1 protein-coding gene is annotated in these 16,028 nt (G+C 73.9%); it reads right to left on the bottom strand.

Going from position 1 to position 16,028, the window contains the following annotated elements; all coding sequences use genetic code 11:
- Window positions 1-4: 4 nt before the first annotated feature.
- Entirely contained in the window at window positions 5-16,027 is a 16,023-nt protein-coding gene (locus OG622_RS42205) for an amino acid adenylation domain-containing protein (RefSeq protein ID WP_371582083.1), read from the bottom strand.
- Between the last annotated feature and the right edge of the window lies 1 nt (window position 16,028).

Here is a 16,028-nt window from a genome sequence, read left to right as displayed (position 1 = left end):
CGGATCAGTTGCCTTTCCGGTCGTTGTCGGTGCGCAGGAGTGCGGCCACGGTCCGGCCGATGGATTCGGCGGACCGGCCGAGCAGGAGGTCGAGGTGGGCGACGTCGACGTCGTGGACGTCGATCCGTCCGGTGACGTGGGGCCGCCAGTCGGCGGGGTCGAGCAGGGGCTCGCCGGGCGCGCTGGGGCGGAGGGCGTGGAAGAGCACGACGTCGCCGTCGAAGACGCGGGGCACGTGCCGGAGCGTGAGCCGCCGGATGTGGGCGCCGACCCGCACCAGGTCCGCCCGCAGCTCCTGCGTGAGCAGCACCGGTCCGTCCTCCGGGATCGGCACGTGGTCCCGCAGCTCCTGCTCGGTCGGCTCGGCCCCCTCGTGATCGACGTGCGGGAGGTGGGTGTCGAGAAGGATCACCGCCTCGACCGTCTGCCCGGCCTCCCGCAGTTGTACGGCGACCTCGTGGGCGAGCAGTCCGCCCATGGAGCAGCCGAGCAGCCGGTACGGCCCTGACGGCCAGGCGGCGCGGATGAGTTCGACGTACCGCTGGGCCATCTCGCCGATGCTGCCGGGCAGTTCGTCGCAGCCGTCGAGTCCGGCGGCCTGGACGGCGTACAGGGGCGTGTCCTCGTCGAGGTGCGGGCCGAGGACCGCGTAGCACCAGCCGATGCCGTCCACGTGGTGCAGGCAGAACAGCGGGGTGCCGGAGGCCGAGGTGTTGCGCAGCGGCAGCAGTGGGGCCAGGGCGTCCGTGTCGCCGCCGTCGGTGGGAGCGGTGTCCAGTCGTTCGGCGAACGCGGCCGGCGTAGAGGCCTCGAACAGGGTCCGCACCGACACGCGGGCGCCCAGTTCGGCTCGGACCCGGGCGATGAGCCGCGTGCCGAGGAGGGAGTGGCCGCCGAGGGCGAAGAAGTCTTCGTCGGCGGAGACCTCGGGCACGCCCAGGACCTCGGCGAACAGTGCGCACAGCTGTGCCTCGCGTGGGGTGCGGGGCGCCCGGCCGGTGCCCGCGGCGGTGTCCGGCGGGGCGGGCAGCGCTCTGCGGTCGAGCTTGCCGTTGGCGTTCAGCGGGATCGCGTCGACCTCGACGAACGCGGACGGCACCAGGTACGCGGGCAGTGTCGCGGCCAGCCGGGCCCGCAGGTCGTCGGCGTCGAGTGGCTCGGCCTCGGGCACGAGGTAGGCGACCAGCCGCTGGTCCCCCGGACGGTCCTCGCGGGCGATCACGGCGGCGCGTGCGACCCCGTCGAGCGCGGTCAGCGCGGCCTCGATCTCGCCGGGCTCGATCCGGTAACCCCGGATCTTGACCTGGTCGTCGACGCGTCCGGCGTACTCCAGCACCCCGGCGCGGTTCCAGCGGGCCCGGTCGCCCACCCGGTACATCCGGGCGCCGGGCGGACCGTACGGGTCGGCGACGAACCGCTCGGCACTCTGGCCGGGCCGCCCGGCGTAGCCGCGGGCGAGTCCGGCGCCGGCGAGGTACAGCTCGCCCCACACGCCGTCGGGGACGGGCTGGAGGTGCTCGTCGAGCACGTACACGCGTGCGTTGCCGATGGGGCGGCCGATGGGCACCGGCCCCGCGCCCAGGCCGTCGTGCGGTTCGAGCCGGTGGACGACACAGCCGACGGTCGCCTCCGTGGGACCGTACTCGTTGATCACCACGGCCTGGGGGTGCCGGTCGCGCCACGCCCGCAGGGCGGTGCCGTCGAGTGCCTCGCCGCCGATGACCAGGTTGCGGGCGTCGCTGACGCGGTCGGGCAGCGACTCCAGCAGCCGCAGATGGCTCGGGGTGACCTTGAGCAGGGCAGGGGTCGGCGTGTCCTCGTCCAGTCCCGCGAACCGCACCCGGCCGCCGGTGACCAGCGGAGTGAACAGTGTGGTCACCGGCATGTCGAAGGCGAGGGAGGTGTGCACCAGGGACTCGCCGGACGCGGCCGGGTACATCGCCGCGGCCTCGTTGAGATAGGCGGCGAGCGACCCGTGGTCGACGACCACTCCCTTCGGGCGGCCGGTCGAGCCGGAGGTGTAGATCAGGTAGGCGGCCTGCCGCGGGTGGACCCTGACGCCCGGGGCGCCGTCCGCGCGGGTGTCCGGGGCCGCGGCGAGCGCGTCCTCGGTGAGCACGAGCGCGTCCTCGTCGAGGACGATCCCGGCGCCCGCGTCGGCGACCAGCGCGTCGATCCGCGCCTGCGGGTTGGCCGGGTCGACCGGCAGATAGGCCGCCCCGGTCTTCAGGACCGCGAGCAGCGCCACGACCACCTCCGGGCGGCGCGGCAGCACCACGGCGACGACGGTCTCCGCTCCGGCCCCGAGTGCGATCAGGTGCCGGGCGAGCCGGTCGGCGCGGCGGTTCAGCTCGTCGTACGTCAACTCCGTGCCGTCCGTGCCGTCCGTGCCGTCCTTACCGTCCGAGACGACGGCCACGGCGTGCGGAGTGCGCGCCACCTGTGCCTCGAACATCTCCGGCAGCGAGGCCTGCGGCAGCGGCCGGGCGGTGTCGTTGCGCCGGACGAGCACGTCCTCGCGTTCGGCGGGGGTGAGCACGGGCAGGGTGTGCAGGGGACGCGCGGGGTCGGCGGTCACCTCCTGAAGCAGGCACAGATAGCGGGCGGCGACGCTCTCGGCGGTGGCGCGGTCGAACAGGTCCGAGGCGTACTCGACCGATCCGGACCAGCCGCCCTCGCGGCCCTCGGTGAGCGTCAGCGACAGGTCGAACTTGGCGTGGTCGCCGTGCACGTCCCCGACGGTCACCTCGAGTCCGGGCAGCGTGGGTGCGACGGTCTCCTGGTTGACCGTCAACATGACCTGGAACAGGGGGTGCCGGGAACGTGAGCGCACCGGGTTGAGGACCTCGACCAGCTGCTCGAACGGCACGTCGGTGTGGTCGTACGCCGCCACGTCCGCCGCTCGCACCCGGTCGAGCAGTTCCTCGAACGTGGGGTCACCGGAGGTGTCGGCACGCAGCACCAGGGTGTTGGCGAACAGCCCCACGAGGCCTTCGAGCGCGGTGTCCGGGCGGCCTTCCACGGGCGTTCCGATCACGATGTCGTCACCGGCGCCCAGCCGGGTCAGCAGGGTGACGAGCGTGGCGTGCAGCACCATGAAGGCGCTGGCGCCCCGGCCACGGCCGAGCGCGTCGACACGGCCGCGCAGTCCGGCCGGCACGGTGAAGGGCACCGTGCCACCGCGCTGGGACGCGACGGCGGGCCGGGGCCGGTCCGCGGGTAGCTCGATCTGGTCGGGGATCCCGGCCAGCTCCCTGGTCCAGAAGTCGAGCCGGTCGGCTGGCAGTTCCCGCTCCCACAGCGCGTAGTCGGCGTACTGGAGGGGCAGGGGAGCCCAGTCGGGGGCGCGGCCGGCGAGGTGGGCGGCGTAGGCCGTGGAGAGGTCCTGGGCGAGGGGCCGCATGGACGCGCCGTCGCCCGCGATGTGGTGCAGAAGGAGCAGCAGGACGTGTTCACGCTCCCCGTCGGTGAGCAGCACTGCGCGGACGGGCAGTTGGTGGTCCAGGGAGAACGGCATCCGGGCGGCCTCCGCCACCCCCGCGTCGAAGTCGGCCGGGTCGAACGACCGGACCGCGAAGCGCGGCTCCGTGTCGACGACAACCTGGTGCGGCCCCTGAGGCCCCTCGGCGATCACCGTGCGCAGCACTTCGTGCCGCCGCACCAGGTCGCCGAAGGCCTCCCGCAGGGCGTCCCTGTCGAGGGTGCCGGTCATCCGCAGGACGACGGGGATGGTGTACGTCTGCGCCGGGCCGTCGAGCCGGTCGAGGAACCACATCCGCCGCTGCGCCGCCGACAGGGGCACCCGCTCGGGCCGTTCGCGCCGGACGAGCGGAGGCCGGGAGGCGTGCGTCGGCCGACCCGACAGCAGTTCCGCGAGGCCGGCGACGGTCGCGTGCTCGAAGACCTCTCGGATGGACAGCTCCGCTCCGAGGCCGGCGCGGATCCGGTTGACCAGGCGGGCGACGAGCAGGGAGTGGCCGCCGAGGCGGAAGAAGTCGTCGTCGGCGCCGACCTCGGGCACGCCGAGGACGGCGGCGAAGAGGTCCGCCACCCGCCGTTCCGTGCCCTCGGCGGGCGGCCTGCCCGTGCCCTCGGCGGTGAGGTCGGGAGCGGGCAGCGCCTTGCGGGCGATCTTGCCGTTGGCGGTGAGGGGCAGGGTCTCCAGGACGACGAACGCGGCCGGGACCATGTAGTCGGGCAGGGCCCGCGCCGCGGCGGCGCGCAGGGCGGCCAGGTCCGCCGGGTGACCCTGCTCCTGCACGACGTAGGCGACGAGGCGCTTGTCGCCGGGGGTGTCCTCGCGGACGACCACGGCGGCGGCGTCGATGCCCGGCCGGGCGGTGAGGACGGCCTCCACCTCGCCGAGTTCGATGCGGAAGCCGCGGATCTTGACCTGGTCGTCCACGCGGCTGACGAACTCCAGCCGCCCGGCGGTCGTCCAGCGGGCCAGGTCGCCCGTGCGGTACATACGGGACCCGGGCGGTCCGAACGGGCTGGCGACGAAACGCCCGGCGGTCAGGCCGGGGCGGCCGTGGTAGCCGCGGGTGACGAGGTCGCCCGCGACGTACAGTTCGCCGGCGGTGCCGACGGGTGCCGGGCGCAGCAGCGCGTCCAGCACGTACATCTGTGTGTTCCAGGCGGGGGTCCCGATGGTGATGACGCCGGGCGGGACGGGGTCCCCGGGTTCGATGCGGAACAGGCTGCAGCCGACGGTGGTCTCGGTCGGGCCGTACTCGTTGAGGACGGTCACCCCGGGGTGCCGGGCGCGCCACGCGTCCAGCACGTCGCCGAGGAGGGACTCGCCGCCGAGGACGAGCTGCCCGCCCGGCGAGTACTCCTCGGGCACCACGCCCAGCAGGTGCAGATGGCTGGGGGTGGCCTTGACGAAGTCGGGCCGGGTGACGTGGGCGTCCGGGTCGGGGCCGCTCGCGGTCCAGCGGACCAGTTCCACGGTGCCGCCGGAGATCAGTGGGCCGAACATGCCGGTCGCGGTGAGGTCGAAGGAGACCGGCGAGTGCACCAGGACGCGTCGGCGCAGGCTCTCGTACTCGTGTGTCGCCCAGGCCAGATAGGCGACCAGCGAGCGGTGTTCGACGACGACCGCCTTGGGCCGCCCGGTGGAGCCCGAGGTGAAGATGACGAACGCGGCGTGTTCGGGCCGCCGGACGACACCCGTGAGGGGGCTCTGCGGCTGGGCCGTGATGGCCGGATCGTCCGTCGGTACGACCGGCGCCTCCGTCAACGACCTTACGGTGTCGGCCAGTTCAGCCGTGGTGACGACCGCGACCGGCGCGATGTCCTCCAGCATGAAGGCGAGCCGGTCGGCCGGGTGGGCCGGGTCGAGCGGCAGGTAGCCGGCGCCGGTCTTCAGGGCCGCCAGCAGCGTCACCGGGATGTGCTCGGACACCGGCATCAGCACGGCGACGTAGCGCTCCGGACCGGCCCCCAGGTCGATCAGATGCCGGGCCAAACGGTTGGCATGAGCGTCGAGTTCGGCGTACGACAGCTCCGTGGTGCCGAAGAGGACGGCGGGGGCGTCCGGGGTGCGGGCGGTCTGGGCCTCGATCAGGTCGGTAAGGGTCCCTGACGGCACCTCGTGGCCGGTGGTGTTCCACTCGGTGAGCAGCAGCCGCCGCTCGTCGGCGGCCACGATGTCGAACTCCCCCACCGGGCGGCCGGGTTCGGCGGTGACGGCGGTGAGCAGTCGGGTGAAGCGCTCGGCGATGCGGGCGGCCGAGTCGCGGTCGAACAGGTCGGTGGCGAACTCCAGGAGCCCGCTCACCCCGCCCTCGGGCCGCTCGGTGAGGAAGAACGACAGGTCGAACTTGGCGGCGGGCGAGGCGACCGGCCGCACGCGCGCGGTGAGACCGGGCAGGTCGACGGCGAGGTCGAGGGCCGCCTGCTGGTCGGCGTTGTTGAAGTTCAGGCCGGTCTGGAACAGCGGGTGCCGGGCGGTGGAGCGTGCCGGGTTGACCACCTCCACGACCCGCTCGAACGGCACGTCCTGGTGGGCGTAGGCGGCCAGGTCGGCGGCCCGCACCCGCTGCAGCACCTCGGTGAAGCCGGGGTCGCCGGTCAGGTCGGTGCGCAGCACGAGGTTGTTGGCGAAGAAGCCGACCAGGGGTGTCAGGGCGTCGTCCGTGCGGTTCGCGACCGGTGAGCCGATCACGATGTCGTCGCCCGCGCCGAGCCGGTGCAGGAGCGTGGCCAAGGCGGCGTGCACCACCATGAAGACGGTCGTGTGGTGCTCGCGGGCGAGCCGGACCAGGGCCTCGTGGACCGTCGGCTCGACCGCGAAGGGCACCGTGTCGCCGCGGTGGGTGGGCACGGCGGGCCGGGGACGGTCGAAGGGCAGCTCCATCTGCTCGGGCAGCCCGGCGAGCGTCGTCCGCCAGTGGTCGAGCTGGCGGGTGAGGGCGCTGTCCGGGTCGTCGGCCTCGCCCAGCGCGCGCCGCTGCCACACCGCGAAGTCGGCGTACTGGACGGGGAGTCGATCCCAGTCGGGTTCCGCTCTCCGGGTCCGGGCCGCGTAGGCGGTGGCGAGGTCGCGGGCGAGCGGGGCCATGGAGGCGCCGTCGCCGGCGATGTGGTGCAGGACGAGGAGCAGCACGTGCTCGTCCGCACCGAGGTCGAACAGCGTGGCGCGCAACGGGGGTTGGGCGGTGAGGTCGAACGGGGTGCGGACGGCGTCGGCGATGCTCTCGTCGAGCGCCTCTTCGTCGGCGTGGACGACGGTCAGTGGCGGTACGGACGGCAGCACCACCTGGTGGGGGCCGTGCCCGTCCTCGGCGAAGACCGTACGCAGTGCCTCGTGCCGCCGCGCCAGGTCGTCCAGGGCGGCGGTGAGCGCGGCCACGTCGAGGTCACCGGTCAGCCGCAGCGCGACGGGCAGGTTGTACGTCGGGGACGGACCCTCGAAGCGGTGCAGGAACCACAGCCGTTCCTGGGCGTACGACAGCGGCAGGCGCCCGTCGCGCGGTTGTGCGGTGACGCCGCCCCGGCGCGGTCCGCTGCCGGCGAGCCGGGACGCGAGCTTCGCCACGGTCGTCGCCTCGAACAGCACCGACAGTTCGATGTCGACGTCCAGCGCGGCCCGGATGCGGCCGGCCAGCCGGGTCACCAGCAGGGAGTGGCCGCCGAGCGCGAAGAAGTCGTCGTCGATCGAGACCTCGGCCACCTGGAGCACCTCGGCGAACAGCCCGCACAGGATCTCCTCCTGCGGGGTGCGCGGCCCGCGCCCGGAGGCGTGGGTCTGCTCCGGCACGGGCAGTGCCTTGCGGTCGAGCTTGCCGTTCGGGGTGAGCGGCATGACGTCCAGCTCGACGATCTGGGCCGGGACCATGTACTCCGGCAGCCGTGCCGTGAGCCGGTCGCGCAGGTCATCCACATCGACAGGCGCTGCGGGAACCACATACCCGACGAGCCACTGCCCGTGCACGGCCGCGGCGGCCTGGGCGACGGCCGGGTGGTCGGCCAGCGCGTCCTCGATCTCGCCGAGTTCGACGCGGAAGCCGCGCAGCTTGACCTGGTTGTCGGCGCGCCCGAGGTACTCCAGCTCGCCGTCCGCCGTCCAGCGCGCCACGTCCCCGGTGCGGTACATACGGGCGCCGGGCGGCCCGTACGGGCTCGCGACGAACCGCTCGGCGGTCAGGGCGGGCCGGTCCAGGTAACCGCGGGCCAGTTGGACGCCCTCGACGTACAGCTCCCCGGGTGCCCCGGGGGCGACCGGCGCCAGCGTCGCGTCGAGCACGTAGGCGCGGGTGTTGGCGAGGGGCCCGCCGATCAGCACGGTCTCGGTGCCGGGCGGCGCGGCCCAGGCGGTGACGTCGACAGCCGCCTCGGTGGGGCCGTAGGCGTTGAGGAGCACGGCGCTGGAGTCGTCGTGGAAGCGGCGGACCAGTTCGGCGGGCAGGGCCTCGTCGCCGGAGACGACCAGGCGGACGGAGTCCGGCAGCCGGGTCTCGGCCAGATAGGCGCCGAGCATGGACGCGCTGAGGTGCACGACCGCGACGGACTCCTCGCGCATCACCTGCTCCAGGTGGAGCGGGTCGCGGTGGCCGTCGGGCCGGACCACGACAAGGGTGCCGCCGTACATGAGGGTCCAGAAGACCTCCCACACCGACACGTCGAAACTCACCGGAGTGGACTGCAGCACCCGTTCCCCGGGGGCGAGCCGGTGGTCGCGCTGCATCCACCACAGCCGGTTCGCCATGCCCGCGTACGTGTTGACCGTGCCCTTGGGGAGGCCGGTGGAGCCCGAGGTGTAGATGACGTACGCGGCGTTGTCGCCGTGGGCCGTCACCCCCGGGTTCTCCGTGGGCCCGGCGGCGCCGGGTGCGATCCGCTCGAAGCCGTCCACGTCCCGGTCGGAGATCAGCAGCCGGGCGCCGGAGTCGGCGAGGATGTACGCGATCCGGTCGACCGGATAGCCGGTGTCGATCGGCACATACGCGGCACCGGCCTTGAGCACCGCCCACAGGGCCACCATCAGGTCGACCGAGCGCGGCAGCATCACGGCGACCCGTGACTCGGGCCCGACACCCCGCTCGCGCAGGGTGTGGGCGAGCCGGTTCACCCGGGCGTTGAACTCGCCGTACGTGACCCGCTCGCCCTCGAAGCGGACCGCCTCGGCGTCGGGGTCGCGGGCGGCGTACGCCTCCAGGAGCTCGACCGCGGAGCCCTCGCCGTCGAACGCCACGGCGGTGTCGTTCCAGCCCGCGAGCACCAGGGCGCGTTCGTCGGCGCCGAGCACGTCGACCTCGGAGAGCCGCAGCGCCGGGTCGGCGGTGACGGTCTCCAGGACGCGGACGAAGCGGGCCGCGAAGCTCTCGGCCGTGCGCCGGTCGTACAGGTCGGTCGTGTACTCCAGGCGGCACAGCAGCCCGTCGCCCTCGACATGGCAGTCGAAGTGCACGTCGAACTTGGACGTACCGCTGGTCACCGGGCCGGGTTCGGCGTGCACGCCGGGCAGGTCGACGCGGGCCTCGGTGAGGTCCAGCCAGGCCAGCATCACCTGGAAGAAGGCGGCCCGGGACCGGGACCGCTCCGGGTTCAGCTCCTCCACCAGGCGTTCGAACGGCACCCCTTGGTGCGCGTAGGCGGCCAGGCCGGTCTCGCGGACGCGGTCCAGGAGATCCTCGAAGCGGGGGTCGCCGGAGGTGTCGACGCGGTAGACGAGGGTGTTGATGAACACGCCGACCACGTCGTCGAGCACCGAGTCGGGCCGGTCGGCGATGATGCCGCCGAGCGGGATGTCCTCGCCCGCGCCGAGCCGGGTCAGCAGCGTCGACACGGCCGCCTGGAGGATCATGTACGGGGTGGAGCGGGTGCGGCCCGCCAGGTCGAGGACCCGCTGATAGAGCTCCGGTGCGACGGAGAACTCCACGTGGTCGCCACGGTGTGTGGCCACCGCCGGGCGCGGCCGGTCTCCGGGGAAGGTGACCTCGGGCGGCAGGCCGTCCAGGTTCTGCTTCCAGTAGTCGATCTGCCGGGGCAGGTCCCCGGCCAGGGTGTCGCGCTGCCACACCGCGAAGTCCGCGTACTGGACGGACAGTTCGGGGAAGTCGGGCGCGCTGCCGCCGAGCCGGGCGCGGTAGGCGGCGGACAGGTCCTCGGTCAACGGGCGCAGCGAGGCGCCGTCGGTGGCGATGTGGTGCACCACGAAGAGCAGCACGTGGGTGTCCGGGCCGGTCGGGTAGAGCGTCGCCCGCATCGGCAGGTCACGGGCCAGGTCGAAGGGCCGGCCGGCGGAGACGACCAGGTCGGGGGTGGGGCCGGCGTCCCGTACGACCTCCATGGCGAAGGGCGTGTCCGGGGGCAGCACGACCTGGTGCGGGCCCTCGTCGTCCTCCCGGTAGAGCGTGCGCAGCGCCTCGTGACGGGCGACGAGGTCGGCGAGCGCGCCGCCGAGCGCGTCCGCGTCCAGGGGGCCGGTCAGCCGGATCTGGATGGGTACGTTGTAGGAGCCGGAGCCGCTCTGGAGCCGCTGCAGGAACCACATGCGCTCCTGCGCGAACGACAGCGGGACGCGGGCCGGCCGCTCGTCCGCCGTGATGCGCTTGGCCTGCGGGCCGATGTCCGACAGCCGTTCGGCGACCCCGGTGACAGTGGGGGCGGCGAACACGTCCCGCAGGGACAGGTCGACGCCGAACTCGTCGCGCACGCGGTGGACCAGCCGGATCATCAGGATCGACGTGCCTCCGAGCGCGAAGAACTCGTCGTCGACACCGACCTCCTCGACGCCGAGGACCTCGGCGACGATGCCGCACAGGATCTCCTCCTGCGGCGTGCGGGGAACCCCGGCCCGGTCCGGCCCGGTGGTCTCCCGGCCGTCGGGCTGGTCGGTGGCGCGGTCGCCCATGATCAGCAGCCGGTCCTCCTCGGACACGGCGGTCAACTCACCCACCGGTACGTCGAGTCCGGCCACCGCCTCGCCGAGCAGTTCGGTCAGGCGGTCCGCGAGCCGGGTCATGGCCTCCGGGCCGAGGACGCTGGTGCGGTAGCCCCACAGCAGCCGCAGCCGCTCGCCGGGGAAGACGTACAGGCTGACGGTGTAGTGGGTGCGCTCGGCGAGGTCGGCGTGGGCCAGGCGCAGTCCGCCGGCCTCGATGCCGTCGGTCGTCGGGTAGTTCTCGAAGAAGATGATGGTGTCGAACAGCGACTCGAAGCCGGTCGAGCGGGTGACCTTCGCCAGGGAGGCGTGCTGGTGCGGCCGCAGGGCCTGCTGCTCCCGCTGCACCCGGGCCAGCAGCGCCGCCAGCGGCTCGTCCGGGTCGATCCGGACCCGGGCCGGGAGGGTGTTGATGAACGGCCCGATCGTCGACTCCGCGCCGGGCAGCTCGGGCGGGCGGCCGGAGAGGGTCGCGCCGAACACGACGTCGTCCCGTCCGGTCAGCCCGCCCAGCAGCAGCGCCCACAGGCCCTGGAAGACGGTGTTGAGGGTGAGCCCGTGCGCGCGGCCCACGGAGGTCAGCGCGTCGGTCAAGGCGTCGGGCAGGACGACCTCGTGGGAGCCGTATCCCTCGGGGGTGTGCCCGGCGGGGGCGATCAGGGTGGGCGCGGCCAGGTCGGCGAGCCGCTCCCGCACCGCCTCGGCCGAGGCGTCCAGGTCCTGCTCGGCGAGCCAGGCCAGGTAGTCGCGGTAGGCGGGGGCCGGGGGCAGCTCGCCGCCGCCGTACAGCGTGAACAGCTCGCGTATCAGCAGCGGCAGCGACCAGCCGTCCACCAGCAGATGGTGGTGGGTGACGACGAGGCGGTCGCCGAGCGCGGTGAACCGGATCAGCGGCGGCCGCACGACGCTGAAGCCGCGCGCCCGGTCCCGGGCGAGGAACTCCTCCAGGCCGGTCCCCTCGCGCTCCTCCTTCCACGCCACCTTCACGTCGGCGGGAACGACCTGGACGGCGGCGCCCGTCGGGCGGGTGCGGAAGCCGGCGCGCAGGTTCGGGTGCCGGTGCAGCAGCGCCGCCGCGGCGGCCTTCATCCGGTCGCGGTCGAAACCGCCGTCGATGTCGAGGACGAGCTGGCCGACGTACGGGTCGTCCGGCTCGTACAGCGCGAGGAAGAGCAGGCCCTCCTGGAGCGGGGAGAGCGGCAGGACGTCCGTGGCGCCGCGGAACCTGTCCAGTTCCTCCTGGGTGATCCGGACGAGGGGTACGTCGGAGACGGTGAGGCCGCCGCGCGTGTGCGCGGCCAGTTCGGCCAGGGCTCCCGTCCACGCCTCGGCGAGGGCGCGTACGTCGGTCTCCGTGAGGACACCGGCGGGGTAGGTCCACTCGGCGGTCAGCTCGCCGTCACGGACGTGGGCGTCGATCTGGAGGGTGTGGGTGAGCGCCAGGCCGTCGTCGGCGAGGAGTTCCACGGCCGTCGCGCCGTCGGCGAGGTGCCAGCCGCCGAGGTCGTGGGCGTCCAGGCGGCCCAGGTAGTTGAAGGAGATCTGGGGCGCGGGCACTCCGGTGAGCCGGTCGCGCAGCAGGTCGTGGCCGCGGCCGCCGTACGGGATCGCGCGCAGCTCCTCCTTGGTGCGCTTGATCAGGTGGGCGCCGGTCTCGGTGCCGGGGCCCAGGCGCACCGGGTGGATACGGGTGAACCAGCCGACGGTGGTGGACAAGTCCATGCCGTCGGGCAGGTGGTCGCGGCCGTGGCCCTCCAGGTCGACCAGGACCGGTCCCTCACCCCGGTGGCGCTGGACGGCCGCCGACAGCGCGGCGAGCAAAATGTCGTCCGGGGTCGCCCGGTAGGCGGCCGGCAGGGTGGCCAGCAGGGTGGCGGTGAGGTCGGCCGGGACGGTGACGGTGACCGAGCGGGCCGTACCGTGGCAGTCCCTCGCCGGGTCGAGCGGGCGGGTGCCGAGGACGGGTTCCGGGGTGGACAACAGGTCGGTCCACAGCGGGAGTTCGTCGTCGGGGGCACTGAGGTGTCCGGCCCAGCGGCGGAGCGAGGTCCCGGGCGGGGACAGTTCGGCGCCAGTGAGCGCCTCGGTGAGGTCGCTCAGCAGGATGCGCCAGGACACGCCGTCGACGACCAGATGGTGGAGCACGAGCAGCAGCCGGCCCGACTCGAACCACACCGCCCGCACCATCACACCGTCGTCCGGCGACAGCGCGCGGCGCGCGGCCTCCTTCTGCCCGGCCACGTCCTCGTCCCGGGCCCGGGTCAGGCAGTCCTCGGCCCGTACGGCGCCCACGGGCCGGATGTGCCGGCCGCGCATCCGCAGGGCGTCGTGACGGTCGAGCACCTTCTGCAGGGCGGCGGACAGCCGGTCGTACGACAGTCCGGGCTCGGCGGCGAGGAGGAGGGACTGGGCGTACCCGGCGGTGGGGCCGCCGCGTTCGGCGAGGCGCCGGGCCATGGGCGTCTCGGCGAGGGCGCCGACCGGCTCGTCCTCGACGGGCGGGGGCGTCGGTGCCGTCGTGGCCACGGTGGCGAGCCGCGCGACCGTCGGGTGGTCGAAGACGTCCTGGGGGGTGAGGTGCAGGCCCTGGCGGCGGGCGCGGCTGACGAGCTGGATGGCGTGGATGCTGTCCGCGCCGAGGGCGAACAGGTCGTCGTCGACGCCCAGTTCGGGGCGGTCGAGGAGTGCGGCGGCGATGGTGTGCAGGATGTGCTCGGTGGCGGTCGCGGGGGCCCGTCCGCTCATCGGACGGGCCGGAGCGGGCAGGGCGCGGCGGTCGGTCTTGCCGTTGGGGGTCACCGGGATCGACGGCAGGACGAACACGCTCACCGGCACCATGTGGGCGGGCAGCCGTTGCGCGAGGTGGACCCGAGGGTCGGTGTCCGGGGTGCCGGTCACATAGCCGACGAGCTGCCGGGCGCCCGCGGCGGAGTCGTGGACGAGGACCACGGCCTGTTCGACGCCGGGCACCGACGCCAGGACGGCCTCGACCTCGGCGGGTTCGACCCGCTGCCCGTTGATCTTGACCTGGTCGTCGGCGCGTCCGGCGAACTGCAGGTCACCGTCGGCCCGGCGGCGTACCAGGTCGCCGGTGCGGTACATACGGGCGCCCGCCGGGCCGTGGGGGTCGGCGACGAACCGCTCGGCGGTCGGGCCGGGGCGGTCGAAGTAGCCACGGGCGAGCTGGACGCCCGCCAGGTACAGCTCGCCGGTCACACCGTCCGGCACCGGTCGCAGGGCCGGATCGAGCACGTAGGCGCGCGAGTTGTGGGTGGGCGTGCCGATCGTGACGGGCTCGCCGGGCACGCAGGCGTGGGAGGTGGCGGTCACCGAGAACTCGGTGGGCCCGTAGGAGTTGTGCAGCCGCGCGCCGCACTCGCGGTGGAAGCGGTCGGCGAGCCCTGCGGACAGTGCCTCGCCGCCGCAGCTGACCATGCGCAGCGCGTCCGTGGGCAGATACGCGTACTCGTCGAGGAACGGGCCGAGCATCGCGGGCACGAAGTGGATGACGGTGACGCGCTCGTCGCGGACCAGTCGGGCGAGGTAGGCCGGGTCGCGATGGCCGTCGGGGCGGGCGACCACGAGGGTCGCGCCGCGGGTGAGGGTCCAGAACACCTCCCACACCGCCACGTCGAACCCGGCGGGCGTCTTGTGCACGACCCGGTCCGCCGGGGTGAGCCGGTACTCGTCCTGCATCCAGGCGAGCATGTTGGTGACGCCGACGTGGGTGACGACGGTGCCCTTGGGGCGGCCGGTGGTGCCCGAGGTGTGGATGACGTACGCGGCGTTGTCCCCCCGCGGGGCGACGCCGGGGTTCGTGTCGGGCTCGCCGTCGCCGAGGGACCGCACGTTGTCCTCGTCGATCACCAACGCCACACGGGAGTCGGCGAGGACGTAGGCGATCCGGTCGGCCGGGTAGCCGGTCTCGACGGGCACGTACGCCGCACCGGTCTTCAGCACCGCCCACAGCGCGACGATCTGGTCGAGCGAGCGGGGCAACACCACCGCCACCCGCGACTCGGGTCCCACACCCTGCCCGCGCAGCGCGTGCGCGAGGCGGTTGGCTCGGGCGTTGAGTTCGCCGTACGTCAGCCGCTCGCCCTCGAGGACGACGGCCTCGGCCGCCGGGTCCTGGGTCTCGAACAGCTCCACCAGGGAGCGCGGGTCCGTCGCGTGGCCGGTGTCGTTGCGGGCGTGGAAGCGCTCCCGTTCCGCGTCGTCGAGCAGGTCGACGGCGCCGATGGGCAGGTCGGGCCGCTCGGTGACGGCGGTGAGCAGGCGCAGAAAGCGGTCGCGGTGGGCGGCGGCCGTCTCGGGGGTGAAGCGTCCCGGGTGGGCGTTGACGGTCAGTTCGATGCCGTCACCCGCCTCGGGGTCGCCGTAGGCGTGCAGGGCGAGGTCGCGTACCGGGCCGGAGGCGAGCTGGTGCGCCTCGGCCTCGGTGGGGCCGAACGGCAGGCGGGCGGCGGCGAAGGAGAGGACGTTCACGGACGGACCGCTCAGGGTGCCCGGGTGGGCCGCGGCGGAGAGGTCACGGCGCAGCTCGTCGTGGGGGTACCGCTGGTGGCGGGTCGCCCGGGCCAGGCGGGCGGCGACGCGGTCCAGCAGTTCGGCGAAGGTGGTGGAGCCGTCGACGGGGATCCGCAGCGGGACGTCGTTGACGAGCATGGCGGGCGTCGCCAGGGCGTGCGGGCTGAGCCGGGCGGCCATGAACACGCGGACGAGGACGTCGTGGGCGCCGGTGACGCGGTGGGTGTGGGCGGCCATGGCGGCGATCACCGGCAGGGACCAGCGGGACCCGGCGAGGCCGCGCACCCTGAGCGCGCCGTCCTCGGACAGGCGGCCGGTCGCGCCGGGCAGGCTGGGCGCGAGTCCGGTGGCGCCGGAGCCGAGTTCGGGCATGGCGGAGCGAGGGCCGGTGGGTTCGGAACCGAGTTCGGGCATGGCGGAGCGAAGGCCAGTGGGTTCGGAGCCGAGGCCAGTGAGGGCGGAGCCGAGTTCGGTGGACTCCGGCAGGTCGGCGAACTCGCTCCGCCAGTAGGCGCCGTCACGCTCCCGGCGGGTGGAGCCGAGGTAGGCGGTCTCCTCGGCCAGGACCTCGCGCAGGGTGCCGAAACCGCTCACGGGCGGCTGCTCGCCCGCGGCGAGTGCCGTGTGGACCTCCAGCAGGCGGCGGCAGTGCAGGACCTGTCCGTAGCCGTCGAGGAGGATGTGGTGGTAGCGGAAGTGGAACCAGTGCCGGTCGGGTCCGAGCCGCAGCAGGGTGTGCCGGAACAGCCGGTCGCCCGTGAGCGGGACGGGTCGGGCCTGGTCGGCGTCGATCCAGGCCCGGGCGGCCCCGGCCGGATCGGCCTCGCCGCTGAGGTCGAGGTACTCCAGCTCGCCGGTGACGGACGGGTCGACCGTCTGCCGGACCGTCTCCCCGTCGTCGTGGAAGCGGACCCGCAGCGCCTCGGTCTCGGCCACGGCCCGCTCCACGGCACGGGCGAGCAGGACGCGGTCCACCTGTGCGGGGGCGTCGTAGTAGATGCCGCAGGTGTACTGGGGGCTGTCGGGGGCGAGGCGCTGGGCGACCCACACGCCGTGCTGGGCCGCCGTGAGCGGCAGGCCCGGGTTCGTCGAGGCGTCGTCGTTCATG

The sequence above is a fragment of the Streptomyces sp. NBC_01314 genome (assembly GCF_041435215.1).
GTDB lineage: Bacteria > Actinomycetota > Actinomycetes > Streptomycetales > Streptomycetaceae > Streptomyces.
This window is presented reverse-complemented; position numbering and strand designations above follow the sequence as displayed.

Excerpts from the sequence above, each read along its gene's own strand:
- OG622_RS42205 (WP_371582083.1), bottom strand. The coding sequence starts at position 16,027 with ATGAACGACGACGCCTCGACGAACCCGGGCCTGCCGCTCACGGCGGCC.